This window comes from Xanthobacter variabilis (assembly GCF_043831965.2).
Lineage (GTDB): Bacteria > Pseudomonadota > Alphaproteobacteria > Rhizobiales > Xanthobacteraceae > Xanthobacter.
This window is the reverse complement of the sequence record NZ_CM195533.1, coordinates 1,796,990-1,822,791: the sequence shown is the minus strand read 5'-3', so window position 1 is coordinate 1,822,791 and position 25,802 is coordinate 1,796,990. Positions and strand designations below refer to the sequence as shown.

Annotated in this window: 22 protein-coding genes; 1 reads left to right on the top strand and 21 read right to left on the bottom strand. The window is 68.7% G+C overall.

The features are described from left to right. Positions 1 to 230: 230 nt before the first annotated feature. From V5F26_RS07960 to V5F26_RS07865, 20 genes are all read right to left on the bottom strand, one after another. Complete coding sequence (locus V5F26_RS07960; protein ID WP_394947571.1) at positions 231 to 746, bottom strand: hypothetical protein; 516 nt, start codon at positions 744 to 746, stop codon at positions 231 to 233. Positions 747 to 794: 48 nt separating this feature from the next. Next, positions 795 to 2,321 (bottom strand): TolC family protein, encoded by a 1,527-nt coding sequence (locus tag V5F26_RS07955; protein ID WP_394947572.1) that lies wholly within the window; start codon positions 2,319 to 2,321, stop codon positions 795 to 797. Positions 2,322 to 2,551: 230 nt separating this feature from the next. After that, positions 2,552 to 4,450: an FUSC family protein gene (locus V5F26_RS07950; RefSeq protein ID WP_394947573.1), complete on the bottom strand. Its 1,899-nt coding sequence runs from the start codon at positions 4,448 to 4,450 to the stop codon at positions 2,552 to 2,554. Then, entirely contained in the window at positions 4,434 to 5,480 is a 1,047-nt protein-coding gene (gene mdtN / locus V5F26_RS07945; protein ID WP_394947574.1) for a multidrug transporter subunit MdtN, read from the bottom strand. The genes V5F26_RS07950 and mdtN overlap by 17 nt, the downstream gene beginning before the upstream one ends. A gap of 2 nt (positions 5,481 to 5,482) precedes the next feature. Beyond that, entirely contained in the window at positions 5,483 to 5,767 is a 285-nt protein-coding gene (locus V5F26_RS07940) for a YtcA family lipoprotein (protein ID WP_394947575.1), read from the bottom strand. 373 nt (positions 5,768 to 6,140) lie between these two features. After that, a complete protein-coding gene (locus V5F26_RS07935; RefSeq protein WP_394947576.1) occupies positions 6,141 to 6,629 on the bottom strand; it encodes a GNAT family N-acetyltransferase in 489 nt (162 codons plus the stop codon). 980 nt (positions 6,630 to 7,609) lie between these two features. Further along, positions 7,610 to 9,532: an ATP-dependent zinc metalloprotease FtsH gene (ftsH, locus tag V5F26_RS07930; RefSeq protein ID WP_234051484.1), complete on the bottom strand. Its 1,923-nt coding sequence runs from the start codon at positions 9,530 to 9,532 to the stop codon at positions 7,610 to 7,612. A gap of 290 nt (positions 9,533 to 9,822) precedes the next feature. Then, complete coding sequence (tilS, locus tag V5F26_RS07925; protein WP_394947577.1) at positions 9,823 to 10,848, bottom strand: tRNA lysidine(34) synthetase TilS; 1,026 nt, start codon at positions 10,846 to 10,848, stop codon at positions 9,823 to 9,825. Then, positions 10,823 to 11,767 carry a tol-pal system protein YbgF gene (gene ybgF / locus V5F26_RS07920; protein WP_394947578.1) on the bottom strand — a complete coding sequence of 315 codons (945 nt, stop codon included), beginning with the start codon at positions 11,765 to 11,767 and terminating at the stop codon, positions 10,823 to 10,825. The genes tilS and ybgF overlap by 26 nt, the downstream gene beginning before the upstream one ends. Before the next feature lie 289 nt (positions 11,768 to 12,056). Continuing rightward, positions 12,057 to 12,548 carry a peptidoglycan-associated lipoprotein Pal gene (gene pal, locus V5F26_RS07915; protein ID WP_234051487.1) on the bottom strand — a complete coding sequence of 164 codons (492 nt, stop codon included), beginning with the start codon at positions 12,546 to 12,548 and terminating at the stop codon, positions 12,057 to 12,059. A gap of 391 nt (positions 12,549 to 12,939) precedes the next feature. Next, positions 12,940 to 14,277: a Tol-Pal system beta propeller repeat protein TolB gene (gene tolB, locus V5F26_RS07910; protein ID WP_394947579.1), complete on the bottom strand. Its 1,338-nt coding sequence runs from the start codon at positions 14,275 to 14,277 to the stop codon at positions 12,940 to 12,942. A gap of 137 nt (positions 14,278 to 14,414) precedes the next feature. Continuing rightward, positions 14,415 to 15,401, bottom strand: a complete 987-nt coding sequence (tolA, locus tag V5F26_RS07905; RefSeq protein ID WP_234051489.1) for a cell envelope integrity protein TolA — start codon at positions 15,399 to 15,401, stop codon at positions 14,415 to 14,417. A gap of 10 nt (positions 15,402 to 15,411) precedes the next feature. After that, entirely contained in the window at positions 15,412 to 15,870 is a 459-nt protein-coding gene (tolR, locus tag V5F26_RS07900) for a protein TolR (RefSeq protein ID WP_394054959.1), read from the bottom strand. Between the two features lie 4 nt (positions 15,871 to 15,874). Then, a complete protein-coding gene (gene tolQ, locus V5F26_RS07895; RefSeq protein ID WP_370640689.1) occupies positions 15,875 to 16,597 on the bottom strand; it encodes a protein TolQ in 723 nt (240 codons plus the stop codon). Positions 16,598 to 16,965: 368 nt separating this feature from the next. Beyond that, positions 16,966 to 17,511 (bottom strand): tol-pal system-associated acyl-CoA thioesterase, encoded by a 546-nt coding sequence (gene ybgC / locus V5F26_RS07890; protein WP_394947580.1) that lies wholly within the window; start codon positions 17,509 to 17,511, stop codon positions 16,966 to 16,968. A gap of 58 nt (positions 17,512 to 17,569) precedes the next feature. Further along, on the bottom strand, positions 17,570 to 18,613 hold the full coding sequence (gene ruvB, locus V5F26_RS07885) for a Holliday junction branch migration DNA helicase RuvB (protein WP_234051492.1): 1,044 nt from the start codon (positions 18,611 to 18,613) through the stop codon (positions 17,570 to 17,572). A 120-nt stretch (positions 18,614 to 18,733) separates the two neighbouring features. Beyond that, positions 18,734 to 19,351, bottom strand: coding sequence for a Holliday junction branch migration protein RuvA (gene ruvA / locus V5F26_RS07880; protein WP_394054963.1), 618 nt, complete (start codon positions 19,349 to 19,351; stop codon positions 18,734 to 18,736). 83 nt (positions 19,352 to 19,434) lie between these two features. Further along, positions 19,435 to 19,866, bottom strand: a complete 432-nt coding sequence (locus tag V5F26_RS07875) for an anthrone oxygenase family protein (RefSeq protein ID WP_394947581.1) — start codon at positions 19,864 to 19,866, stop codon at positions 19,435 to 19,437. A gap of 213 nt (positions 19,867 to 20,079) precedes the next feature. Beyond that, positions 20,080 to 20,607: a crossover junction endodeoxyribonuclease RuvC gene (ruvC, locus tag V5F26_RS07870; protein ID WP_394947597.1), complete on the bottom strand. Its 528-nt coding sequence runs from the start codon at positions 20,605 to 20,607 to the stop codon at positions 20,080 to 20,082. 99 nt (positions 20,608 to 20,706) lie between these two features. Further along, positions 20,707 to 23,244 (bottom strand): hypothetical protein, encoded by a 2,538-nt coding sequence (locus V5F26_RS07865; RefSeq protein ID WP_394947582.1) that lies wholly within the window; start codon positions 23,242 to 23,244, stop codon positions 20,707 to 20,709. Positions 23,245 to 24,177: 933 nt separating this feature from the next. Here V5F26_RS07865 and V5F26_RS07860 point away from each other — a divergent pair. After that, positions 24,178 to 24,657, top strand: a complete 480-nt coding sequence (locus V5F26_RS07860) for a MerR family transcriptional regulator (RefSeq protein ID WP_394947583.1) — start codon at positions 24,178 to 24,180, stop codon at positions 24,655 to 24,657. A 353-nt stretch (positions 24,658 to 25,010) separates the two neighbouring features. Here V5F26_RS07860 and V5F26_RS07855 read toward each other — a convergent pair whose 3' ends face one another. After that, positions 25,011 to 25,763: a YebC/PmpR family DNA-binding transcriptional regulator gene (locus V5F26_RS07855; RefSeq protein WP_234051497.1), complete on the bottom strand. Its 753-nt coding sequence runs from the start codon at positions 25,761 to 25,763 to the stop codon at positions 25,011 to 25,013. Positions 25,764 to 25,802: the final 39 nt, after the last annotated feature.

The following is a 25,802-nucleotide window of genomic DNA, read 5'->3' as shown; positions in this document are numbered from 1 at the left end:
CCTCGAGCCGCGCTGGCGCGGGTATGGGCAGCTTGAATTGCTCTAATTTTATGCAAACTGGCGCCCAGGAAGGCAGCAATGCCGAACAGCGTGCAATCCAGCCGTCGCGGCGGCGCCAGCGGCGGGCCACACCCGCCAAAGGCTGGGGCAAACGCGCGCGCGGCCCCGCCGGCGCGATGCTCTCCTACGGGTCGTCAGATCGGGGCGTTGGCAGGATCAGCGGATCGCGATCAATGCAGGTGGCGGCGCACCCAGCGCCAGATCACACGGGCCCGCGCCTTCAGCTCGGCGATGCGCAGCGAGGCATAGAGCCGGTCGCGCACCATCCCGGTCGTGGTGATGACCCAGGCGGCGGCCGGCAGTGTCATCAGCTGGGCGCGACCGGCCGAATAGACGCGCTCGATGAGCACGAAGCTCACCAGATGGGCCAGCAGCAGCACCAGGGTGCCCGTGCGCACATGGCCGTTGGCGATATGCAGCATGGCCAGGAACTTGACCGGCTCCACCACCGCATAGGGTACGCCGATCAGCACCAGCACCGCCAGCGGCGGCAGGCGCGACACCCAATGCTCGAACCGGCGCACCAGCCCCAGCGCCGCAAGGCGCCGCACCAACGGCTGGTAGAGCGGCCGCACGATCTCATCAACGATGATGATGATGCCGACGAGGATCCGGAACGCGATCCGCAACAGCGCGAACAACGGGTTGCGGCGACCGCGACGGCGCGGCGCGGAATCAGCGGGCATGACGCCTCCCCACGCGCCCACGCGCGGACGGGCGCCGCCGGGGGGCGCTCACGGCCCCACCAGGGTTGACGGTACCTCGCGCGAGGTCATGGCGCCGAGCACGAAGGCAAGGTTCGCGGCCGCGACCAGGGAGGCGGCATGGGCATCGGCCTGGGCCTGCCGGGCCGTCAGCAGGCCGCTATCGGCCGCCGTCGCCACGGTGATGTTGCCGACTCCCGTGCGATAGGCATCGAGGGCTGCGTCGTAGGTCACCGCGGCCGCATCCGCCAGCGCGGTGGCGGCGCGGTAGGAGGCGAGCGCCGAGCGCAGGGTGTTGGCGCTCACCACAATCTCACGCGCGGCGGCGTCCTTGGCCTTCTGGTAGGTGGCCTCGGTGGCGTCGGCGAGGGATTCCGCGTTCTTGAGCTGCGCCGCGCGCAGCCCGCCATCATAAAGCGGCACCGTGGCGCCCAGCATCACGCCCGAGGCGGCGGATTGCTGGCCGATGGTGGGCAGGCCCGTGGCGCTGAGATTGGTGTTGCCGGTGGCCGCCACCGCACCCAGGAACACCTTGGGCATGAAGGCCGCCTCGGCCGCCGTGATGCCCGAGCGCGTCGCCTTCATGGCGGAAAAGGCCGCCAGCACGTCCGGCCGCTGCGCGAGCGCGGCGGAGATCATCTTCTCCGTGGGCGCATCAACGCTCTCCGGCAGGCGCCGCCCGCTCGCGGCCCGCACCTTCAGGTCCGTCATGGGGGAAACGCCCATGGCGGCGAGCAGCGCCTGATAGGCATCGCGCTCGCCCCCCTGCGCCTGCACCAGGCCGAAGCGCGCCTGAGCCACCTGCTGGCGGGCCTGGGCCACCTCCACCGTGGTGCCGAGCCCCTTCGCCATCCGCTCATTGGCCGCATCCTCGATCTTGCGGCTGTTGGCGAGATTCTGTTCGGCCAGCCCCACGCGGCTGCGGGCGGCGCCATAGAGGAAGTAATTGCGGGTCACATCGAAGATGATCTTCTGATGCAGCCCGTTGAACAGCACGTTGGTGGCATCGGCATTGTGGCGGGCGGCATCGGCCAGGGCATTGCGCTGGCCGAAGTCAAACACCAGCCACTGCAGGGCGATCTGCGGGGAGATGCCGTTAATCTTGGTGCTGGCCTCGTTCACGCCGCCGATCGCCACCGGCAGGGGCGCCGAAAACTTCTGGTAGCCGCCGATCACATTGGCCGAGATGTAAGGCAGGAAGGTCGCTTCCACCATGCCGGTCGCGAGCGCCGCCTGCCGCGCCTGCTGCCAGGCCACCCGCGTCTGCGGGTTCTGGTTCTGGGCGATATCGATCAGCTCCGGCAGGCTCAGCGTCCTGTCGCGCGGAATGTCCGGCGTGGCCTTCACCTCGCCCACCTGCGGGTCTGGCCGCACAGAGAAGTCGCGCACCGGCGGAGCGGAAGGCGCCGCGCCATTTGCAGCCGCGTCGACATCGCCGGCCGGCGCCGGCCCGGCGGAGGCCTCCCCCGGTGGGGTCCAGGGCTCGGAGGGGGACTGCGGCGCGCTGTCGAGCGCGCTCAGCGCGCAGGCCCCGAGCGCCAGGCACGAAACCGCCATCGCCCCCGCCCTCAGCAGGCGCCCGAGCGCTTTGAGTTGGCGCGGCGTCTTCACGCAAACCTGCATCCACTTCGCCCGAAACCGCTCGCCCTGGCGCCAGAGCAGCGCCCAGCCGCGCTCGCGCTCTGCGCCCCCGAGCGGGGTCGCGGCGCATCCGCCGATGCCCCCTCGCGGGTCCTTCCCTGTCGTCGGGCGCCGTAACGGCCGCGCCTCGGATCGCGCCATTGCCATCACCCCGCCACCAGCCGTTCGATCTGCGCAAGATGCGGCATCGGCCCGCCCGGCTCCGCGGTCTCGGCCCGCATCGCCGCGCCGGTGTCATCGTCGCCGCGCTCCGCCCCGCCGCCGGGGGCAACCCGGGCGGCCAGATGATCCAGACGCCGCGACACCCCCTCCTCCAGCTCCGATGCGAACAGCAGCGGCGGCAGCATGGCCTTGATCTCGCGCACCAGCCCCCGCATCCGTATCTGCTGCGCCGCCGAAGGGCGCTCCGAGCGCGGCTCGAACGGCAGAAGGCGCAGCTGGCTGAAGGCCTTATCCACCTCGGTCTCGACCAGGGCCGCGTCGTTTGTGGCGATCCGGCGGGCGGCCGGCGGCATGGCGGCGAGGCGCGACAGGCCGCGCAGGGCCTGCGCCAGATGCTCGCGCGCATCCACCACCGCGCTCTTCGGCCAGATGCCGGTGAAGATCACATAGACCACCAGATTTCCCAACAGGATGCCGACCACCCGGTCGCGCCCGGAATCCATGTCCAGGCTCGGCGCGAAGCCGCTGAGGATGGTGAGCAGGAAAGCGAGCCCCACCTGCACCCCGGCATAGGAAATCCGCTCATTGCCGGTGGACACCCAGGCGCCAACCAGCACCCCCGCGAACACCAGCGCCATCAGCCCGCCCACCGACGACAGATGGGGAATGACGAACAGGATGGAGGCGAACCCCAGCCCCGCCCCCACCAGGCAGCCGCAAATGCGCAGGGCCAGCTTGTGCACGGTCTCCCCCGTGGTGCCCAGCGCCGCCACGTAGCAGGTGATCATGGCCGTGTGGATGCCCTGCCAGTTGATCAGCGAATAGATGATGTAGCAGGAAATGGCGGCGGCCGTCGTCTTCAGCGCGTAGCGCTGGTAATCGGGATTGGTGAAGGCATCCGGCGCCAGGAAAGGCGGCTTGGCGGCCACCGCGTCCGTCCCCCCATTTGGCTGCGAGAACCCGGCGAGCAGGCGCCGCGCCGTGCCGGCGGGCGAGGCATCGGCATCCACCGCCTCAGGCTCATCCGCGGCGGCCGGGCGGCGACCAGCGGAAATGGCGGCGGCCGCGGCGCGGCAGCTCTCGGCGAGCCCCGCCCGCGCCTCCGCAGCAAGGTCGGCTGGCAGCGCCGCCACCGCCAGCAGCAGGCGATAGCTGCTGGCGGCCGCGCCGGCGAGCCACGCCACACGGGCCGCCGGCGCAGTGTGGAACAGGCGCGCAAGCATCACCTGCTGGTCGCCATCGGCGAGGCCCTCCGTCAACTCATCATCAAGACGCTCCGGCTCCCGCCGCTCCAGAGCCTCGGCGGCGGCGGCGAGCCGGCGCGCCACCAGCTCCCGCAGCAGGCGATGGGGCGAGCTGCCGAGCACCAGATAGAACGCGATCATCGCCACCATGGGCATGACGGCCATTTGCCACGCATAGAGCAGGCCCCGCGTCGCCACCTCGCCCACCGGGAGCTGGTCCACCAAGGTGAGCACGAAGCCGATGACCAGCGCGATGATGGAGCCCGTTTCGCCCAGCTGGGAGGCCGCGCCCAGATACACAAAGCCGAATGAGGTGAGGGCGATGACCACGATGCGCAACAGCGGAAAATCGGCGGTGAGCTGGATGACCGGCGCCATGGCCAGCACCACGACGCTGGCAAGGCCGATGAGGCCGATGGCCTGCCCCACGCATTCCGCCCCGCTGGGCCGCGCCAGGAAGATGACCAGATAGCAGCCGATAGCCGCTTCCGGCACCTTGTAGACCATGGCGATGCCGGCCACGATGGCGCACAGCAGCGCCACCCGCCAGGTCAGGGCGAAGCGGCCGGGGAAAGGCTGGAGATCGCGCCAGGCCTGGCGGGCGACGCCCCGCCAGGGGGATTCAACAGCCGCCGCCATGATGCACGGTCGCGGTGGCCGAGGCGCCGACGCGCATCAGCTCGTCCGGTGGCTCCATGAGGCGGATACGCACCGGAAAACGCTGCGCCACGCGCACCCAGTCCAGGGTCTTGGGCACGATGGGCATCTTGCGCGGCAGGTTGATGAGCTCCTCGGAGGCCACGCCCCAGCCGATGCCCTCCACCCGCCCGCGAATGGCCCGGGTGCGATCAGCCAGCGCATAGACGGTGGCGCAATCGCCCACCGCGATACCCGGCAGCTCCGTTTCCAGGAAGCCGGCGGAGACGAACCACGCCCCCGTATCGATGAGCGTGAACACCGACTGGCCCGGCAGAACGAATTCACCGGCCGCGACCGAAAGGCCCACCACCTTGCCATCAAACGGCGCATGCACCTGCGTATTGGCCAGCGCCCGCTCGGCCAAGGCGAGGGCCGCGCGGCGCGCCTCCACCAAAGCGGTCGCAGCGGCCACGTCGCTCACCAGGGCATCCGCCGCCGCCTGCTGCTGCAGCGCCTGCTTCAGGCTGATCTCGGCATCACGCTTGGCGGTGGCCGCGTCGTCCACCTGCTGCGCGCTCACATAGCCCTTGGGCCGCAATGCCTCGAGCCGCGCCAGGGTCTGGGTGGCGAGGTCGAGGTTGGAGCGGGCCCGCGTCACCTGCTCGCGCGCGATGATGGCGTTGGAGCGCTCCGCCTCCACCGCGCGCTGGCGATCGGCAAGGGCAGCTTCCGCCATCTTCAGGTCGGCCGCCGCCTGCTCCTTCTGCAGGCGGTAGGAAATGGGATCGAGGGCGAACAGAAGCTCGCCCTTGCGCACCGCGCCATTCTCCTTCACCCCGAAACTCTCGATGCGGCCAGGGACGGCGGCGGCGATGTTCGCGGCATCGGCGGTGATCACCGCATCCTGGGACAGCGGGTTCAACTCCGCGTTGCGGAAGTAGCGCCAGCCGAACACCACAGCGGCCGCAACCGCGGCCAGGCTGATGATGATGCCCAGGCGGCGCGAATGGGGTTTCACGTCCTCATCCATGGCTATCGTCCGAAGCCCAGGAGGGACACCAGGAAGCCGAGGCCGGCGGCGATGCTCACATAGATGGGCAGGCGGAAGGGCAATGCGTCATCAACCCCAATGCGCACGAACACAAGGCGCACCAGCACGGCGCCCAATATTCCCGCGAGCGCGCAAGCAAGCCATGAGGGGAAATAGGCGCCGAAGAACGGGAGGGATGGCGCCCCCGCCGGCGCGCAGCCCGCAAGGAAGCCCGCGGCGCCGAACAGCACCGACTGGCGGGTGAACCGGTGAGCGAGGCGCCTCAACCGCACGCCGGGATCGCGGCGCCCGATTTCAGGTCCGGCGCCAGGCAGCGCGGCACCAAGCTTTCCCCGGCGGGCGAGATCGGACAGGACAGGCACCTTCGGCAGGAGATGAACGGACGGAAAAACGGCCAAGCGTTAACGGATTGGTAACGGAACCCGGCTGGGGGGACAAGCCGCCCCTCCCTGCCGGCGAAGGCCCCGAGGGCCAAGCGCCCGAATGCCAGAAGGAAAATGCTGGCCTGAAAGCCGCCCGGCGAACCGAAGCCGACCCCGGCTCTTCCCCTCCAGCAAAGGGAATGGGCGCGCGAATCGCCGCCGCCTCGTGGCGGGACGCATTGGCGGAGCGCATCCCGCGGGCATCGGCGCGCCGCCCTCACCAGCGGGCGCCGTCGCCCAGCCACAGCACATAGCTCGCCCACGGCGCCGCCTCGGCGAAGCGTTCGTAGGCGCGGCGGGCGCCGTCATTGTCCTGCGGCGCGAGCCAGCGCAATTGCACCCAGCCGCGCGCCAGCCCTTCGGCCGCCACCGCCTGAATCAGCCGCTCCGCCAGCCGCCGGCCACGCATTTCGGGCATCACAAAGAGGTCGTCCAGCTGCCCGGCCCGCTGTCCGGAAATGGCCTCCGGCAGATCGAAGAACACGGCGAACGCCACCGGCTGGCCATGGACGAACGCCCCCAGGATTTCGGCGACGGGATCCGCCAGCAAGCGCGCCGCGGCCGCCACATCGGGCGCGCTCGGCTCGCGGGCATGGCGCAGCGCATCCCCATAGCGCGCGAGAAGCAGCGCAAGGCCCTCGGCATCGTCCCGTTCGAGAGGGCGCAGGGTGATCTCCTGTTCGCCGGCCGCCTGCCCTGCCTCCATGACGCCCCCCTCCCGCCGCGCCCGGCCAGCCGGGCCGGCCCACCATCCCATAGCGCTGGACGCAGAGCTTGATGCGCCAGGGGACGCGCGGCAACCCGCCAATTCCAGGCGCGAAGGCTCGCCTCTGGACGAGGAGACGGAACCCGGATCCAAGGCAAGAAGGGGCCCTTTCCGCACGGCATCGGCACTGCTCCGGACGAGGATTCGCACCGTTGCGCCTTTGGCCATTCTTCCATCCGCGCGGGCCATGGGTTCGCCGCCCCAAATTCAGGGACACAAAATCCATGAAGAATTTTCCCGGCAGAGCCTCCGCGCCGGGGGCCAGCGGTCGGGCTCGACGGACACTCCAGAACCCGATCCGGCATAGGGCCCGTTCCGTCCTGAGCTTGCGGACGAGGGTGAGGCCGGGAGACAGGCCCCCTCGATGGGGCAGAAGATGAGCGTTCAGGGCGGGCTTATTTTCCGTGCACATCGCCCTTCCGCCGCGCCGCCAGCCGTGCCCCGTCCCGGACATATCGCCCCTCCCCAGCTCTCCCACGCGAGCAAGAAAGGGGCGCGGCATAGGAAACAGCTGGGCCCGGAATACGCCTCCTCTCGGGTACGGAGTGTCGATTGACCAACGGCCGTAGCGGGACGAGCTCGTGCCCCAAGGGCGCTTGAGGCCATCTCCTGCCTTCCGCGCCCGAAGGCCCGCCGTTCGCACCGCCAGGCGCGGGATCAGCGGCGACAGCGGCGACAGCGGCGACAGCGGCGACAGCGGCGACAGCGGCGACAGCGGCGACAGCGGCGACAGCGGCGACAGCGGCGACAGCGGCGACAGCGGCGACAGCGGCGACAGCGGCGACAGCGGCGACAGCGGCGACAGCGGCGACAGCGGCGACAGCGGCGACAAAGAAAAGGGGCCGGCGAGCATGCAGCTCGCCGGCCCCCTTTTATTCCCTCTCCCAACGGCCCTCAAAGGGCGGCGGTGGGAGGCAGCCTCAGGCCTGGGGCTGGGGCTCGATGGAGCCGCCGGCACCGCCGGGGCGCGGCCGGTTCTTCGGCGTGGGAATGGCCGAGCCGCGCGGATTGGCCGGCTCGATCACGCTCTCGCGGTTCGGCTCCTTGCCGTTCAGCAGGTCCACGATCTCATCGCCCGAAAGGGTCTCGTATTCGAGCAGCCCCTTGGCCAGGGTTTCGAGGTCCTGCTTCTTTTCGGTCAGGATGCGCGTGGCCTCCGCATAGCCCTCGTCCACCAGGCGGCGCACCTCCCGGTCGATGGTCTGGGCGGTAGCCTCGGACACGTTCTGCTGACGCGACACCGACATGCCCAGGAAAACCTCATCCTGGTTGTCGCCATAGGCCACGGTGCCGAGATCGGCGGAGAAGCCCCAGCGCGTCACCATCATGCGGGCGAGGCGGGTGGCCTGCTCGATGTCGGAAGCCGCGCCGGAGGTGACCTTGTCATGCCCGAAGATCAGCTCTTCCGACACACGCCCACCCATCATGATGGCAAGGCGGGAGGTCATCTGCTCGTAGCTCATGGAGAGCTTGTCGCGCTCCGGCAGCTGCATCACCATGCCCAGCGCGCGGCCACGGGGAATGATGGTGGCCTTGTGCACCGGGTCGGTGGCCGGAACGTTGAGGGCGACGATGGCATGCCCGCCTTCGTGATAGGCGGTGAGCATCTTCTCCTCTTCCGTCATCACCAGCGAGCGGCGCTCGGCGCCCATCATCACCTTGTCCTTGGCGTCCTCGAACTCCTGCATGGTGACCATGCGCTTGTTGCGCCGGGCCGCCATCAGCGCCGCCTCGTTGCAGAGGTTGGCGAGGTCCGCGCCGGAGAATCCGGGGGTGCCGCGGGCGATCACCTTCAGGTTCACGTCGGGCGCCACCGGGATCTTGCGGGCATGCACCTTCAGGATCTGCTCGCGGCCCACCACGTCCGGGTTCGGCACGATGACCTGACGGTCGAAGCGGCCGGGACGCAGCAGCGCCGGGTCGAGCACGTCCGGACGGTTGGTCGCGGCGATGAGGATGATGCCCTCATTCGCCTCGAAGCCGTCCATCTCCACCAGGAGCTGGTTGAGGGTCTGCTCGCGCTCGTCATTGCCGCCGCCGAGGCCGGCGCCACGGTGGCGACCCACCGCGTCGATCTCGTCGATGAAGATGATGCACGGGGCGTTCTTCTTGGCCTGCTCGAACATGTCGCGCACGCGGCTGGCGCCCACGCCCACGAACATTTCCACGAAGTCCGAGCCGGAAATGGTGAAGAACGGCACGTTGGCCTCACCCGCAATGGCGCGGGCCAGCAGCGTCTTACCGGTGCCGGGAGGACCCACCAGCAGCACGCCGCGCGGGATGCGCCCGCCAAGCCGCTGGAACTTCTGCGGATCACGCAGGAATTCCACGATCTCGGTGAGGTCGCTCTTGGCCTCGTCGATACCCGCCACGTCCTCGAAGGTCACACGGCCATGCGCCTCGGTGAGAAGCTTGGCGCGGCTCTTGCCAAAGCCCATGGCCTTGCCGCCGGCGCCCTGCATCTGGCGCGACAGGAAGATCCACACGCCGATAAGGGCGATAAAGGGCAGCCACGACACCAGAAGGCTCACGAACCACGGCACATTGTCCGACGGGGGACGGGCCGTGATCTGCACGCCCTTGCCATACAGCCGCTGCACCAGCGAGGGGTCGCTCGGCGCATAGGTCTGGAACTGGCGGCCGTCGGTGAAGGTGCCGGAGATGTTCGGCCCCTCGATCACCACGTCGCGCACGCGGCCGAGATCCACGTCCGAGAGCAGTTGCGAGAAGGAGATGTCGTTCGCGCTGGTGCGCTGGCCCGGGCTCTGGAACAGGGAGAACAGAGCGAGCAGCAGCAGAACGATGATCACCCAAAGGGCGAAATTTCGTAGGTTGGCGTTCATTGAACCCTCGTGGGGACAGCCGAAAGCTCTGCTTCGCTCAAGCTACCCTTAGGGAATGAATATCCCATAGGACACCCGTGGCGGCGACACCTCCCGCACCGTCTTGCCGTTAATTTAGGTGCGCACTCGGGCGTTGCCAAGGCAAAGGGGCGCGATCGGGAGTGAAATCGCGGTGACGATCGCGCGTTCCGGACAGGGATGAGGATGCGGCCGGCAAGCCGGTGCCGCCGCTCGAAGGCGGGTGGGTGGCGGCCTCACGCGCTTGCCTCACGCGAAAATCGCCCCGGTAATCAGGCTCCGCGGCGTGGCGGGGCCGGCATCACGCTTACGCGCCCACGCCGGACGGCGACCAGCGCCCCCGCCAAAGTGCGACGAAAAGCGCCGCCGCCCGCGGCAAGGTGATCGCGCAGGGCGTCGGTGAGGACCTCCAGCTTGCCGAGCTCCACCGGTCCCTCGCGCCCCATGGCGGCCACGCAGCGGCCGAGAAGGCGCAAAGCCACCTCCTCCGGCAGGCTTGAGAAGACTTCCGTGGGCAGGTGCCACGCTTCGGGTTCACGGATCAGGCCGAGCGCCGCCGTGTCGGTAGCGACCTCGGCGGCCGCGTCGAGCCGCTCCACGCGGAGCGCGAACTGGCCCAGCCGGCGGGCATCCAACCCTTCCTGCGCCAGTTGCGGCGCGAGCTGGCGCAGGCGGGCGCGGGTGAAGCGGGGATCAGTGTTGGCCGGGTCGCGCACGAAAGGCACGCCTGGCTCCTCCAGGGTCGCGACGAGCCGCGCCTTGGCGACCCCCAGCAGTGGGCGCAGCAGCGCCACGCCCTCTCGTTCCGAAATCGCCCGCATGGCCGCCAGGCCGGAAAGGCCGGAACCTCGGGCGAGGCGGAACAGCACGGTCTCCGCCTGGTCGTCTTGCGTATGGGCGAGCGCGATGGCTGGTGCTCCCACCTCCCGCGCCGCCGCGAACAGCAGCCGGTAGCGCGCGTCTCGGGCAGCGGCCTGGAGGCCATGCGCCGGCTTCGGCCCCTCCCACACCAGGGTCCGGTGCGGCACGCCCAGATCCGCGCACAAACGGGCCACGCCCTGCGCTTCCGCCGCGGCCTCCGGGCGAAGGCCGTGGTCCACGGTGGCGGCGCACAGGATCGGCCCCCCGGGCTGCGCGGCGCGCCAATGAGCGGCGAGCCACAGCAGCGCCGTGGAATCCGGCCCGCCGGAAACAGCGATCAGGATAGAGGGAAAGGAGCTGAACCCCGCGAGCAGGCGATCGCGCTCGGCGGTATCGAGAGCGCGCGCGGCCTCAGCAGCCGACACGCTTTTGCTCACGCTCCACCGCCTGGCGGATGGCGGATGGCGCGCGCGGATACTTGCGGTCCACCTCCAGGAAGGTGGCGCACGCGGTTTCCTTCTCGCCCAGCCCCGCCAGCGACTGGCCCAGGCGCAGCAGCGATTCCGGAGCGCGCACGGAGTTCGGATACTTGGTCGAAACCTCCAGGAAGGAGGCGGCGGCATCACCGTAATTCTTGCGCAGGAACAGGCTTTCCCCAAGCATGAAGGTGGCGTCCGGAATGATCCGGTCGCCGGCATGAGCCTGGATGATCTGACGGAAGGTCTGCTCCGCGCCCGCATAGTCCTGGCGCTGCAGCTGGTTCTGGCCCTGGTCGTAGAGGTCCCGCGCGGTGCCGCCGCCGGAGGGCAATGCGGCGACCTGGGTGCCGGCCAGCGACGAGCCGGCCTCCCCCTCGCCGGCCGGGCGCGAGAGCCCGGCGGAGGCGCTGGACGGCGAGCCCAGCGGCTGCGGCACGCCCGGCGCCGCGGGATCGGCATTGGGATCGAACGCGTCGGAGCGCTTTGCCGGGGCTGCGGGGGGAAGAGTGGGGCGGCTTACGGCACCGCCCATGGCGGGACCGGACGCGGCACCCGCGCTGGCGCGGCCACCCGTGCGCGCGTCAGCCTCGTCCTGCAGGCGCTTCACCTGCGCTTCAAGCTGCTGATTGCGATACTGGAGCTGCTCCACCTGGCCGGTCAGGTTGCGCAAGGCATTCTCCATGCGATCGAGGCGCATGACGGCCTCGGAGGCCTCCGCCCCGTGGCCCGGCTCCTGCACTGGAGCCGGCGGCTTGAAGAGATTGCCGAAAATGTTGTTGTCCTGCTGCGCCGCGGCCGGGCCCGCCATGGCGAAACCGAGGACCACCGCCGGCAACGCCGCGCGGATCTTCCGGAAAGAGGGCAGAATCAAAGGCATGGGGCTCGCAACGGGGCTCGCTGGGTCTTAAAGCACGAACCGGTCGCAACCGGCTTCCGCGCGCCCGAATCCCGCTTCGGCAAGGGGCGCCGGCAGGGCCCGCTCAGGCCCGCCAACAGCTTGTTCCCAAAGGCAAAGACAGCGGCCGCACGTGCCTTGCAGCATAAAGCGGCGATCGCGTCCAAAGTGTGACCCGCACCGCGGCGTTCACAGGCACCGGGGGAGAAAGGCGAAAGCCGGTGCCCGGGAGAGCACCGGCCTTGCGCACATCCGGTTAGCGTCGAGCGGCTCAGGCGCCGCCGGCGTTCAGCACGGTCACAGCACGACGGTTCTGCGACCAGCAGGAGATGTCGTTGCAGATGGCCACGGGGCGTTCCTTGCCATACGAAATGGTGCGCATGCGGGCCGGGTCGATGCCACGGGCGGCCAGGTAATCGCGCACAGCCTGGGCGCGCCGGGCGCCGAGGGCGATGTTGTATTCGCGGGTGCCGCGCTCGTCGGCATGACCTTCGATGGTGAAGGTGTAGCGGTTCCACTGCTGGAGCCACTGGGCCTGGCGATCAAGGGTCGCGCGGGCCTGGGGGGTCAGGTCGGTCTGATCGCTTTCGAAGAACACCCGATCGCCCACCGCCACCACGAATTCCTGCGGAGAACCGGGAGGGCCGCCCGCTCCGCCCATGCCGGCATTCTGATTCTGATTGTTGGCACACGCGGCCAGCGCCAGCGCGAAACCGAACACAGCCGCGAACCGGAAGCCGCGAACAACCTCAAGAAAACGCATTCCGGTGTCTCCTTATCTCAACGCAAACCGGATGGGCTCATCTAGCCGCTCGCCGGTTAAGCGAATGTTCCGTGCGCCCACCGTCGCGCACCCCCAAGACGAGACCCTGCCGAATACTGGGCACTATGGTTTCTCATCCGTTGACGCTCAGGTTTCACGCATGATCTCAACGCGCGTGGGATAGCCGGCGGCCGCAAGGCCGCAGACGTGCCCTCACGGGCGCTTCCCATCGCTTTGATTTCAAGAAGGCTGGCGGCTTCGCAGCGCCGACCTTGAATGTTCCCTTGGTGCTGCCGCCTTGGGGCGGCATCATGGCAACCTTGTGCACACGAAGGGGCGAAGCCAATGCGGCGCGCGACTGTGGCGCGCCGGTCACACCGAAAATGCCGGCTCAGGACCGCAGCGGCGACCAGGCGGGATCCGAGGCGTAGCTCGGCGTGGGCACGCGCTGCTCGTTATATCCGGTCACGTCCACCGTGTAGAGCGAGGGGCCGGAAGCGCCGCCCGGATCGCGGAAGAACATGATGACCCGGCCGTTCGGGCAGAAGGTGGGGCCTTCATTATGGTAGCCCTCGGTCAGCACGCGTTCGCCGGAGCCGTCCGGCCGCATGACGCCGATGGCGAATCGCCCTTCCGCCTGGCGGGTGTAGGCGATCCAGTCGCCGCGCGGCGACCAGACCGGGGTCGAATAGCGCGCCGTGCCGAAGGAAATGCGGTGCTGGCCCGAGCCGTCCGCATTCATGACATAGATCTGCGAGGAACCGCCGCGATCGCTCTCGAAGCAGATCTGCCGGCCATCCGGCGAATAGCAGGGCGCCGTGTCGATGGCCGGAGTGTCAGTGAGGCGGGTGGTGGCCTTGGAACGCAGGTCCATGACGAAGATGTTGGAATTGCCGCCCTGCTGCAGGCTCATGATGACGCGCTGGCCATCGGGCGCGAATCGCGGCGCGAAGCTCATGCCCGGAAAATTGCCCACCACCTCGCGCTGCCCGGTTTCGATGTTGAGCAGGAACACCCGGGGCTCGCCCTGGGCGTAGGACATGTAGGTGATTTCCTGGCTGGTGGGCGAGAAGCGCGGGGTGAGCACCAGCGAATCACCGCGGGTGAGATAGCTCACATTGGCGCCGTCCCAGTCCATGATGGCCAGGCGCTTGATGCGGCGTTCCTTGGGTCCGCTCTCGTCCACGAACACGATGCGGGTATCGAAATAGCCCTTCTCGCCGGTGAGCTTCTCATAGATGACGTCGGCGATGATGTGGGCAATGCGCCGCCAGTTCTCCGGCTGGGCCACGAACTGCTGGCCGGTGAGCTGCTGGCCCGCCACCACGTCCCACAGGCGGAACATGACCTGGAAGCGCCCGTCCGACTGGCGGGTGACGCGCCCGGTGACCAGCGCCTGGGCGTTGATGACGCGCCAATCCTGGAAGCGCGGCGTGTCGGGATTGGAGATCTGCTCCACGAACGCCTTGGGATCGATGGGCGCGAACAGGCCGCAGCGCTTCAGATCGGAAGTGATGACGCCGGAGATCTGCCGCCCCATCTCGGTCTCGCCGAGCAGATCGGTGATGGCGATCGGGATCGGCTGCGGAGTGCCGCCCGTAATGTCGAGCTTCGTGGCGGCGAAGGCCGGCAGCGCGCCCAGGGTGGCGCCGGCGGCGAGGAGACCTCCTGCGCCGGCGACGAAGCGGCGACGTGTCAGCGCGGATCCGAAGCGGTCGAACGGGGGCATCACGGTCTCGGGGCCTCTGGGGTTCGGCCGCTGTGCTGCGAAGGAAACCGCGCGGCGGCCATAGACGGACGAAAAGAGTTAAAAGACGAAGCGCGAATGCGCCATGACAAAAAGCGCCTTCACCGGGTCAAGCGGCATTACCGCTCAAACTCCTGTGGCCGGAAAGTCAGATCCATGCTCTTCCACTGCGCATAGGTCTCCTTGCGGAACATGGTGAAAGGCTGGCAGCGCACCAAGGCGGCCACCGCCGTGCGGGCCACCGCCGGACCATAGGTGGAGGCGCTGCCGCCGATCACCGTCGGTTCAATCCGCAGCGTGCCATCCATCTTGAAGTCCACGCGGATGTCCACGAACACGTTTTCCTGCGGCGGAATGCCGGTGGTGTTCCAGCATTGCCGCATGCGGGCGCGGAAGGCGTCAATCTCGCTCATGCTCAAGGTTGCCGCCTGTCCGGAAGGCGCGCCGAGGGACGAAGTGGTGGACGTCTCCTGGGCGCTGGCCACCCGGCGGGTGGGGGTGCGCTTGTCGAGCAGTTCCTTGATCTGGTCAGTATTGAACTCGCGCGATGGCGCCTGCTGCGCCTGCACCGGGCGCGGTGGCGGCGGCGCAGGTTTCTTGGGCGGCAGCGGGGTCGGGGCCACCTTGGCCTCTTCCTTGGGCTGCTCTTCCTTCGGCTTGTCTTCCTTCTTGGGCTCGCTCTTCAGCGCCTCGTCCACCTTGGGCTCGGGCTTGGGCGGGGCCTCGACCGATTTCTGGGGCGCCGGCGGCTTGGGCGGGGCTTCCACGGGCTTGGGCGGCTCGGGCGGCACATCCACCTTGGGGGCGGGCGCGAGCGCGGGCGGCGGCGGCGCGGAAGCCTCCACCGGCGCATCCTTGCTCACCTTCAGCTTGGCGTCTTCCACAGGGGTTGGCTCAGCCACCTGCTCGGCCACCTGTTTCTGCTTCTCGGCCTTGGGCGCGGTCTTGGAACCCTTGGTGAGCTTGGTGAAATCGCTGGCGGAGATGACGTCCACCGGCATGGATTCGGGCATGGGCTCAAACGGCTTCGCCCTGGTGAAGGACACCAGGGTGAGAACGAGGATGGCCGCATGGGCGATCGTCGATGCCGCAAGGCCCGGTTTCATGGCCGTGACTTCAGCTCCCCTGATCCACTTCGGTGACAAGCGCCACCTTCTTGAAGCCGGCGCCCGAGAGGCGGCCCATCACCCGCATCACGGTGCCGTAATCCACCTTCTTGTCGCCGCGCACGAAGATGCGCTCTTCCATGCCGCCGCGCGCCTGGGTGACGGCCTGCAGCTTGGTGACGAGGTCGTCATACTTGATCTCGCTGTCGCCCAGGAAAATCTGGCCCTTGTCGTTCACCGAGAGGGTGATGGGCTCCTTGTTGTCCTGGTTCACGGCGCTGGCCTGCGTCTGCGGCAGGTCGATGGGCACGCCGACCGTGAGCATGGGCGCGGCCACCATGAAGATGATGAGCAGCACCAGCATGACGTCCACCATGGGCGTCACGTTGATCTCGGCCATCACGTGGGTGGCGCGGCGGCGCGAGCGCCGGCTCTGCCACCCCGAAGCGCCTCCTCCTCCCATGCCCATGGCGTCAGCCCCGCTCGTCGATCTGCCGCGAGAGGATGGCGGAGAACTCGTCCGCGAAGCCTTCGAGGCGCTGAGCCTGACGGCCCGTCTGGGAGATGAACTTGTTGTAGAAAATGGTCGCGGGAATGGCCGCAATGAGGCCCATGGCGGTCGCGAACAAGGCCTCCGCGATGCCCGGCGCCACCACGGCCAGCGACGTATTCTTCGACGCCGCGATGGACTGGAACGAGGTCATGATGCCCCACACCGTGCCGAACAGGCCAATGAAGGGGCCCGCCGAACCCACGGTGGCCAGCACCAGCAGGCGCGATTCGAGCCGCTCCACCTCACGGGCGATGGTCACGTTCATCACCTTGTCGAGGCGCTGCGAAAGCCCGGTGAGCGAGCGGGCGCCGCCCTCATAGGTGCGCTTCCACTCGCGCATGGCGGCGACGAAGATGGCGGCCATGCCGTGATTGTTGCGCCCGGAGAGGGTGCGATACAGCTCCTCCAGGCTCTGGCCCGACCAGAACACCTGCTCGAACTGATCCATCTCGCGCTTGTTGCGGCCGAACAGGATGGTCTTGTCGACGATGATCGCCCACACCCAGACGGACGAGGCGATGAGGCCCAGCATCACCAGCTTCACGACGAAGTGGGCTTGCAGGAACAGGCCAAGGAAGGAAATGTCCGCGGCAGGCGCGGCCATGGGCGCGGCGGCCACCGGCGGCGTGGGCACGGCGCCCATGTCCTGTGCCAGGGTCGGCGCGGCGCCCAGCACGACAAGGCCCAGGGCCAGAAGCGCGACGGTGGCCAGGGGATGAAGGGCGCGGCCCGCAAATGCCGGAACCCGGACAGGAAGAGGCGACGCAATCGCAGACGCCCGGCTGCGCCTGCTCATCTGATCGTTCATTCTCGGCTCCGCTGCACGCAGCTCCTCGCCGCGCGGGACAACTCCGCCCGTTTGTCCAAAGTATCCCGGTGTTTGAGCGGGGGACTCTGTCCAAACTTTGACGGGAGCGCTCTTTCGTGCTGCGGCGCGAAGAAAACGCCGCAAGGCTCGGCAAAAACCTAGGCACGAACAGCCTTAAGGCCAGGTTAGCGGAGCACCCGGAGCTAGGACTTGGCCGTTGTTTTCACCTCTTCCCCAGCGTCACCATCCGCCGCGCGCGCATCGGCGAGAGTCGCCTGCCGCAGGGAGTCGGGGATGCGCTTGGCGCGGCCCTGGGAGACGAAGGCCACCCGCACCATGGCGGACACCAGCAGCTCACCGCCCCGCTTCACCTGCTGGGACAGGGTGATGGACGCCCCCGCCACATCCTTCGACAGGGTCTCGACGTGCAGCACGTCATCAATCTTGGCGGGCTTGAGGAAGTCGATCTGCATGGAGCGGACGACAAAATGGAAGCCCGGGGCCTCCTCGGCCGCCTGGGCGAACAATTCGCCCTGCACCACGCCCAGAAGGCGCATGTAGTCGGAGCGGCCGCGCTCCATGAACTTCAGGTAATTGGCGTGGTAGACGATGCCCGAGAAGTCGGTGTCCTCGTAATAGACGCGCAGCGTCAGCTCGTGGCCGCCTGGAATGAGCCGCCCCGCCAGATGGGGATGGGCCTCAAGCTCGCCCGGCGCCACGGTCCGCTCGCCCGAAAGATCCGTCTTCATGCCGTCGTCCCGAATTGCTGCGCGGCCGAAGAAGCAGCCGCCGCCTTCGGGCGCACACCTACCCCTCATCCTCGAACAAAGGCAAGTTCGCGGGGTTTTCCGCCTCCCGCTTGGGCTCCGGCAGGCCGAGATGGCGGAACGCGATGGCGGTCAGCATGCGCCCGCGCGGGGTACGCTGAATGAAGCCCTGCTGCACCAGATAGGGCTCCACGATCTCCTCGATGGCGTCGCGTGGCTCGGAAAGGGCCGCCGCCAGGGTGTCCACGCCCACCGGACCGCCGCCATAATATTCCGCGATCACCGTGAGATAGCGCCGGTCCATGGCATCAAGGCCAGCGCTGTCCACCTCCAGGGCAGACAAAGCACGGTCCGCGATCTTTCGGTCGATGGCCTTGGCCTCCGCCACCAACGCGAAATCCCGCACCCGGCGCAACAGGCGCCCGGCGATGCGGGGCGTGCCGCGGGCGCGGCGGGCGATCTCGGTGGCGCCGTCGGGCACGATGGCGATGCCCAGCACCTTGGCGCCGCGCACCACAATCTTTTCCAGCTCTTCCACCGTGTAGAACTGAAGCCGGATGGGAATACCGAATCGGTCGCGCAGCGGCGTGGTGAGCAGGCCCGAGCGCGTGGTGGCGCCCACCAGGGTGAATTTCGGCAGCGAGATCTTCACCGAGCGGGCGGCCGGTCCCTCGCCAATGACGAGATCCAGCTCATAATCCTCCATGGCGGGGTAGAGGATTTCCTCCACCGCCGGGGCGAGCCGGTGGATCTCGTCGATGAAGAGCACGTCGCGCTCTTCCAGATTGGTGAGAATGGCGGCGAGGTCGCCCGCCTTGGCGATCACCGGGCCGGAGGTGGAGCGGAAGCCCACCCCCATTTCCCGCGACATGATCTGCGCCAGCGTGGTCTTGCCCAGGCCCGGCGGGCCCACGAACAGCACATGGTCCAGCGCCTCGCCGCGGGCGCGGGCGGCCTTGATGAAGATGTCGAGATTGGCGCGCGCCTGGGCCTGCCCCACGAACTCGCCCAGCATCTGGGGGCGCAGGTGGAGCTCGGCGTCGTCTTCGCGCTTTTCGCCTGAAACGAGGCGGCGAGTGTTCATATGGAATGCCTGTGGCACGGACGGCCGGAGGCCCCGTGGATCGCGCTGCATCACCCTGGGGTGAAATCACCCCGAAAGTGCCATGACCGGGGCCGATCGCCAAACAGCGGCCCTAAGTCCTTATTTCGCCAGCTCCTTGAGGCCCAGGCGAATCAGCTTTTCGGTGGTGGCGTCCTCGCCAGCCTCGCGCATGGCGGCGGCGATGGCGCCATGGGCCTGGGGCGGGCCATAGCCCAGATTGACCAGGGCCGAAATGGCGTCCGCAACCGCGCCACCCTCTGCGGCTACCACGCTCTCGCCACCAACCGAGGGCAGGCCGAGATCCGACGACAGGCCGCCGGGCACCTTGTCCTTCAGCTCAGTGACGATGCGGGTCGCCACCCGTGGCCCCACGCCCTGGGCGCGGGCGATCATGGTCTTGTCGGCCAGCGTCACCGCCTGGGCGAGCTCGCTGGGGCGCAAGGTGGAGAGCACCGCCAGGGCAATCTTGGTGCCGATGCCCTGCACCGTCAGCAGCAGGCGGAACCAGTCCCGCTCCGCCTCCGAGCCGAAGCCGTAAAGGCGGATCATGTCCTCACGCACATGGGTCTCGATGACGAGGCTGGTCGCCTCTCCCATGCGCGGCAGGTCGCGCAGGGTGCGGGCGGAGCAGTGCACCAGATAGCCGACACCGTGCACATCGAGGATGAGGTGATCCTCGGCCACGGTGTCCACCACGCCCTTAAGCTTGCCGATCATTCAAATTCCCCAGCTCGCCGACCGGCCGTGGCCAATGGCGGCGCGCGCCTTCCCGTTCTCCTGCCCGCACCCGCGCGGCCGCCTCACGGGATCGCGGCGCACAGAAAGACGAAGCTCGCCATCGCGCCGAGGCCGGTGCGCACCATGTGCAGCTGCCCCCAATTGGCCATCAGCCGCAGCGTGTCCTCGCCCGCTTCCCCCTCTTTCGTGGAGATGAGGCGCCGGTTGGTGGGCATGATGCCGATGAAGGTATAGGGCCAGTTGGCCAGCAGCAGCACCCCGCCCGCCAGCCACTGCCAGTTGCCGGTCATCCAGAACGCGCCGGCGCCGAGCGCGAAGCCCAGCAGCGAAAGGCTCGCCTGCATGGCCGCGCCGCGCCGATAGGCCGGCTTCCATTCGCCCAGCGCCGCCGGTGCGGCAAGGCGCAGCCGTGCCGGCTGCTCCGCCACGTTGATATAGAGCGCCGCCCCGGTGAACAGGGCCGCCACCAGAAGCGCCAGATGCCCCACGATCATCCGCCGGTCCCCCACCCCCGCCAGGCGCCGCCGGCCTGGAGCCTGTCCCCGCCGCGCGGCGGCTCGGACACGCCCTCGATCGCTCGCCCGAGCATGGCGCTCGAAAACGCCCCGGAGCACGCGCCCGCCCCGCGGGATCAGCGGAATGCCCCAGTCTGTTGAGTTGACACGTTTTTCTCACGCGCGCCGGAATCCACTTCGCTCGAAAGCGCCCTAGAGCACATTCAGCGCGCGGGCCGCGGCGCCGCGATGATGGGCGTGGGTGACCGCGATCGCAAGGGCATCGGCGGCATCCTCGCTCTTCGGCGCGGCGTGGGGCAGCAGGATGGTGATCATCATGCGGATCTGCGCCTTCTCGGCCCGGCCCGCGCCCACCACGCTCTTCTTCACCAGAGTGGGAGCGTATTCCGCCACGCTCAACCCCTTGAGGGCGGGGGCCAGCAGCACCACGCCGCGTGCCTGGCCCAGCTTCAGGGTGGAGGACGGGTTCATGTTGACGAAGGTCTCCTCCACCGCCGCCTCATCGGGCTCATAGCGGTCGAGAACGGCCATCAGCCCGTGGTGCAGCTCGGCGAGACGATCGCCCATCGGGGCGTCTTCAGGCGGCAGGATGGCGCCGCAGTCCACATAGCGCAGGCGCGGCCCATCCGCCTCGATCACCCCCCAGCCGGTCCGGCGCAGGCCGGGGTCCAGGCCGAGGATGCGCACGGCGTGGTTGGGACGAATCGGGGTTACGGTCATGGACATCAGGGTGCGCCGCCCGCCGCGTCAAGGAAAGCCCCGGGCGCGCCCGGGATGCCGTTTCATGCACCCGACGGCGCAAACGCCGCCGGAATACCCTTAGTGCTTGCTGCCGAGAGGGTTGCCCGAGAACAACATGTTGTTGGCCACCAGGGTGTTGGCGCCCAACCCATTGGACGCCACGTGCTCGCCCGCCTCGCTGGCGTTCCATTCGGGAGGAACCACGACCACATTGGCCGCCTCGTTCATGGGCTTGGCGACGAACGCGTCAGCCGCCTTGCGGGCGCGCGCCAGGGTGGCCTGGTCCGCCTCGCGGGCGAGGGCATCGCGCTTCTCGGCGCTGTCCTGGTCGCCCTGCCGCGCGGCGATGTTGAACCAGGTGAGCGCCTCGGTGAGATCGCTGGTGCCGGAGAAGCCACGGGCGAAGATGATGCCCAGATTGTGCTGGCTGTCCTTCAACCCCAGCTCCGCCGCCTTGCGGAACCACTTGAGCGCCTCGCTCCAATCGGGATTGCCTTCGATGCCCTGGCTGTAGAGCACCGCCAGATTGTGCATGGCCCGCACATTGCCCTGCTCCGCGGCCCACTTATAGAAGCGGTAGGCCTCGTCGACATTGCGCAGATTGTTCTCATAGAGGCTACCGAGCCGGTAGCCTGCCGGCGCGTAGCCGCGCGAGACCGCATAGCCCAGCCACTTGATGCCCGAATCAAGATCCTGCGGAATGCCCACGCCATCGGCGAAGCGCACCCCCTCTTCGTAGGCGGCCGCCAGGTTGCCCTCCAGCGCCGCCGTGCGCAGCGGCTGCGGGCCGGTGGGCGCCGGCAGGTCCGCCGTGGACTTGGCGGCGTCGGCCGTGGCCGCCCCTGCGGCCTTGCCGGTCGTGACCCCGCTCGGGCTCAGCGCCGCCAGGGGATTGCCCACCTCACCCATGAGGCGGGAGGCCTCGGCCTTGATGGCGTCGCGGTGGGTCCAGGCGGTGCCCGCCGTGGCCGTGGCCAGGATCACGAGCGCCGCTGCGGCGATCACCGCCGGCGAAAGGCGCGCCGCCATGGGGCGCCGGGCCGCCGCGCGATTGCGATCGACCCGCGGGCGCGTGCCCGAACCGGCCGCACGACCGGGAATCTGCACATCCGCGGTGCTGCGGCCACGCCGCACCTTCTTCGTCCGCGGAATCAGCGGATCGGGCCGCACCTCACCCAGATCCGGCGCCGCTGCCATACGCTGCGGATCGGGCGCGAAGCCCGGCTCCGCGAAGAAATCATGGGGCATGCGCGGGGTCGGCGCGGCCTCGGCCCCGTTCGGCGCGAACGGCCGGAAGGACTCTTCATCCGGCGCGGACACGAAGGGCTCACGCCCCTCATCCGTGCTCAGCTGCTCGCCCGCGCCATGGTCCTGGGCTGCGGCGGAGTCATCATAGGCCGGGGCGTCATAGGCGTTGTCTTCATAGGCGTTGTCTTCATAGCCGCGAGGCTCGCAGGCGGCGGCATCCGGAGCCGCGCCATCTTGCACTGCAGCTTGGCCGGTCGCGGCCTCATAAGCCTGCGCGTCGTCATAGAATACGTCTTCTGGCCGCGGCGTCTCGTCGACCACGCAGGCGTGGGCCACCCATTCATTGTCGCTGGTCCGGCCCAGCTCCACGGTGCGGTCTTCGAGCCCGCGCGCCAGGTTCTCGCCCAGAATCTCCGAGGCGCGACGCTCAACATGCTCCTGCCGGGCTTCAAGGGCGGCAAGGCCACGCTTGAGCCCCACCACCGCCTGGCCTGCCGGATCACTGGAAACCTTGCGACTGACGGCTTCCACCGCCACTTCCACCGCTTCCTGCGTGGCTTCCGCCGAAGCCGCATGGACGCGGTGCATCTCCTCCTTCATGTCCGCGAGGAGGGCCTCGATATCGTCCAGGCGTTCCAGGCGGGCATGGGCATCCTGGAACCGTTCCGTCAGCACCAGCAAATGGTGCTCTACGACCTCCGCCAGCGGGCTCGCCGCCGGCGCCTCGCCGCGCGCGCCGTCAAGCCGGTCGAGCAGCGGCGCAAGGTGCCCCGCCAGCTCGGAAGCCACGGCCGGCGGCAGGGAGGCAAGGTATTCAGAGACCTTGTCGAGCCGATCATGGATGCCATGCACATTGGCTTCCATGCTCGCGTCCATGTGCCGGCGCAGGTCCTCGGCCACCGCGCCCTGCTCGGCGCGCAGGTTGGCTTCGTAGGCATCGACGCGGGAAATGATGGCCTCGGCATTGCGCTCGAAGCTCTCGGTGGCCTGCACCACGCGCTGGGCCGCCTCGCTGCTGCTGCGGCTGACCTCCTCGGCGCAGGCCGCAAGCCTTTCCGCCAGCGGCTGCAGCGCGGCACCCGACATCGTGCGAGAAACCAGCGACTTCAGCTCCGCCGACTGCGCCTGCAGCCGCGCCACCTCCACCGGGTCCACCGCGCGGGCGTTGAGAACGTCGATCTTGCGCGAGAGCATCTCGACACCGGCGGACAAGGCCTGGAACCGCTCCGGCGCCCGCATCTCGTCAAGCGCGGTGCGCAGCTCCAGTAGCTCTTCCGCCAGGTAGGCCATGTCCTCGTGGCCGGCGCCGAAGCCTGCCCCGCGCATGTCCTCCACCCGGTGATGCAGGAGGGTAATGGCGCGGTCCATCTCCACCACTGCGCGCCGGGGCGCGGCCTGCGAGAGGCGCGCCCGCAGCTCGCCGACTTCGGACCGCAGTGCGTCGAGAGTCTCCGTGTGAACGGCTTCGCCCCGAGCCGCAGCCTGACGGGCCGCCGTCGGGTGGACCCAGGAGGCGGACGGGTCACGGTCGCGGGGGCTCCATGCCGGAGGAGCCTTCCCATAGGGGAGCCGCATCGGCTCCTCGACTGCCGCGATGACGGGATCGGAAATGGGCGGCGAAACCCAGCCGCGCTCCTCCTCCGGGCCGGCACCTGCCGGCACCGCTGCTCCCGGATGACCACCTCCCAAGCCGCGCCGAGGTGCAGCCGCGGCATTGGCCGATGCCATCCGCTGTGTCCGCTCCGTCCGCTCCATGCCCGCCTCCCTGCGGCTGGGAGAGCCCCGAGAGGGTGCTTCCATACCATGACCGCAATGCGTGATTCGCTTCATTCAGCATCCGGCCGACATGGTAAATGCGCGGTTAAGCGGCGGATTCTGACGGTTTTTCAGCGTCAGGTAACGGTTACTTTCCCCTACGGTAGCCCGTTGACTCTCCCGGCGGGGCGATGCCGTGCGCTACAAAATTCGACGTGACGGAGCGGAAATCATTCTGCCCGCTTGCGCCGTGGTTTCGACCATCCAGGGGCGCGGTACCGGAGGGCATTGCCGCCGGCACAGCTTCCACCAGCGGCCAATGCGAGCCCGGGCGAAAGCCCAGTGATCTCCCGCGATGTGCACACCGCCGTTGGACGCGGTGCCGTGGGCGCCAGTTCGCGTCGGCTCCACCGACTGGCAGACCCCGCCGACCATCCGGCGCGGACACAAGGAAACTCGCGGCCCACCGGTAGGCGCAAGCTGATGCGGCCGCGCCAAGCGCAATCCCACGGGCGCCCAGGCGCCGTGAGACGGGAGTGACCATTTATGGATGTAACGACGACCTACGATGTCGCCCACACCTCGGGCCACGCCGCGCCGGCCGGGACCATGGCTCCGCCGGCCTCCCCCATGGAAGAGGTCTTCACCATCGGCGATCTCGCCCGCGAATTCGGCACGACCCTGAGGGCCCTGCGCTTCTATGAAGACAAGGGCCTGCTGGCGCCGCGCCGTGACGGCATGACCCGTCTTTATTCGGTGGCCGACCGTGAGCGGCTCGCGGTGATCCTGAAGGGCAAGCAGCTCGGCTTCACCTTGGCTGAGATCCGCGCCCTGGTGGCGGCCAAGACCGGCGTTCCCGCGGTGAGCAATGTGCCCGCGGCCGGCGAGAGCGGCGCCGCCGGCGGCCTTGCCCTCACCCGCGAGCGCTGCCTGAAGCAGCTGGCGCAGCTCGAGCGCCAGCGCACCGAGATCGATGCCGCCATTCACGAGCTGAAGGGTATCGCCGACAGCCTCGCTGCGGCCTGAAGCCTTACGGCCGGGGGCCCTGCCTCCGGCCCTTTCCGAGAGTTTGAGCGGTGCCCGTCTGCGCCCGGCGCCTGAGGAATCGGCTCTCAAGCCACTCGGGCGCCCGCCAGCGGTGCCGAGGGCGTACCAGAAGCCGCGCACGCCTTCTCTCGCTCAGGGCTCGGCTCATGCCGCGGGCCCGCAGGAGAGGTCACGGCGGCGGACGCATCGTGCTTCTCCCCATCCGCATGGCGCCGCAACGGGACGGACGAACGCCCCCTCCCCGACAGCGAATGCGCCGCAACGGCGCTCCTCAGCTTTGCTGCAGCGGGCAGTCGTCACGCCGGCCCACCGCAGCGGGCCGGCGCGAGATCTCAGTCTTCGCTGCTGAGCTTGGCGAGCATGGCCTCGGACAGCTCGAAATTGGCCGTCACGGTCTGCACGTCGTCATTGTCTTCCAGGTTTTCCACCAGACGCAGCAGCTTTTCGGCCGTCTCGTCGTCCACCGCCACGGTGTTCTGGGGGCGCCACACGAGCGCTGCCTTTCGCGGCTCGCCGAACTTGGCTTCGAGCTGCTTCTGCACCTCCGCCAGATTTTCAGCCGCGCACACCACTTCGTGGCCATCCTCGTCGGACGACACGTCGTCGGCGCCGGCCTCGATGGCGGCTTCCATCATGGCATCCGCATCGGCCTTGGCAGCTTCGAACTCGATCACGCCCACCCGATCGAAACCGAACGACACCGAGCCGGTTTCACCCAGGTTTCCGCCCGACTTGGTGAAATAGGAGCGCACTTCGGAGGCGGTGCGGTTGCGGTTGTCCGTCAGCGCCTCCACGATCACCGCCACGCCGCCGGGGCCGTAGCCCTCATAGCGGATCTCCTCGTAGTTCTCCATATCGGCGCCGGCGGCCTTCTTGATGGCGCGCTCGATATTGTCCTTGGGCATGTTCTCGGCGCGGGCCGCGAGGATGGCGGCGCGCAGGCGCGCATTCATGTTGGGATCGGGCAGGCCCATCTTGGCCGACACCGTGATCTCGCGCGCGAGCTTGGAGAACAACTTGGAGCGCACCGCGTCCTGACGGCCCTTGCGGTGCATGATGTTCTTGAATTGTGAATGCCCGGCCATGGCCGTCACCATCCCTTGATAGACCGATCCCGCGCGCCG

What these genes read in the sequence shown, in the direction of transcription:
- V5F26_RS07955 (WP_394947572.1), bottom strand. Translation starts at nt 2,321, where the DNA reads ATGGCGGTTTCGTGCCTGGCGCTCGGGGCCTGCGCGCTGAGCGCGCTC.
- V5F26_RS07865 (WP_394947582.1), bottom strand. Translation starts at nt 23,244, where the DNA reads ATGGACCGCGCCATTACCCTCCTGCATCACCGGGTGGAGGACATGCGC.
- ybgF (WP_394947578.1), bottom strand. Translation starts at nt 11,767, where the DNA reads ATGCCTTTGATTCTGCCCTCTTTCCGGAAGATCCGCGCGGCGTTGCCG.
- tolR (WP_394054959.1), bottom strand. Translation starts at nt 15,870, where the DNA reads ATGGGCATGGGAGGAGGAGGCGCTTCGGGGTGGCAGAGCCGGCGCTCG.
- V5F26_RS07855 (WP_234051497.1), bottom strand. Translation starts at nt 25,763, where the DNA reads ATGGCCGGGCATTCACAATTCAAGAACATCATGCACCGCAAGGGCCGT.
- mdtN (WP_394947574.1), bottom strand. Translation starts at nt 5,480, where the DNA reads ATGGATGAGGACGTGAAACCCCATTCGCGCCGCCTGGGCATCATCATC.
- ftsH (WP_234051484.1), bottom strand. Translation starts at nt 9,532, where the DNA reads ATGAACGCCAACCTACGAAATTTCGCCCTTTGGGTGATCATCGTTCTG.
- V5F26_RS07950 (WP_394947573.1), bottom strand. Translation starts at nt 4,450, where the DNA reads ATGGCGGCGGCTGTTGAATCCCCCTGGCGGGGCGTCGCCCGCCAGGCC.
- ybgC (WP_394947580.1), bottom strand. Translation starts at nt 17,511, where the DNA reads ATGAAGACGGATCTTTCGGGCGAGCGGACCGTGGCGCCGGGCGAGCTT.
- ruvC (WP_394947597.1), bottom strand. Translation starts at nt 20,607, where the DNA reads ATGACCGTAACCCCGATTCGTCCCAACCACGCCGTGCGCATCCTCGGC.
- V5F26_RS07875 (WP_394947581.1), bottom strand. Translation starts at nt 19,866, where the DNA reads ATGATCGTGGGGCATCTGGCGCTTCTGGTGGCGGCCCTGTTCACCGGG.
- V5F26_RS07960 (WP_394947571.1), bottom strand. Translation starts at nt 746, where the DNA reads ATGCCCGCTGATTCCGCGCCGCGCCGTCGCGGTCGCCGCAACCCGTTG.
- ruvA (WP_394054963.1), bottom strand. Translation starts at nt 19,351, where the DNA reads ATGATCGGCAAGCTTAAGGGCGTGGTGGACACCGTGGCCGAGGATCAC.
- V5F26_RS07860 (WP_394947583.1), top strand. Translation starts at nt 24,178, where the DNA reads ATGGATGTAACGACGACCTACGATGTCGCCCACACCTCGGGCCACGCC.
- tolQ (WP_370640689.1), bottom strand. Translation starts at nt 16,597, where the DNA reads ATGGGCGCCGTGCCCACGCCGCCGGTGGCCGCCGCGCCCATGGCCGCG.
- pal (WP_234051487.1), bottom strand. Translation starts at nt 12,548, where the DNA reads ATGCGTTTTCTTGAGGTTGTTCGCGGCTTCCGGTTCGCGGCTGTGTTC.
- tolB (WP_394947579.1), bottom strand. Translation starts at nt 14,277, where the DNA reads ATGCCCCCGTTCGACCGCTTCGGATCCGCGCTGACACGTCGCCGCTTC.
- V5F26_RS07935 (WP_394947576.1), bottom strand. Translation starts at nt 6,629, where the DNA reads ATGGAGGCAGGGCAGGCGGCCGGCGAACAGGAGATCACCCTGCGCCCT.
- tolA (WP_234051489.1), bottom strand. Translation starts at nt 15,401, where the DNA reads ATGAAACCGGGCCTTGCGGCATCGACGATCGCCCATGCGGCCATCCTC.
- ruvB (WP_234051492.1), bottom strand. Translation starts at nt 18,613, where the DNA reads ATGAACACTCGCCGCCTCGTTTCAGGCGAAAAGCGCGAAGACGACGCC.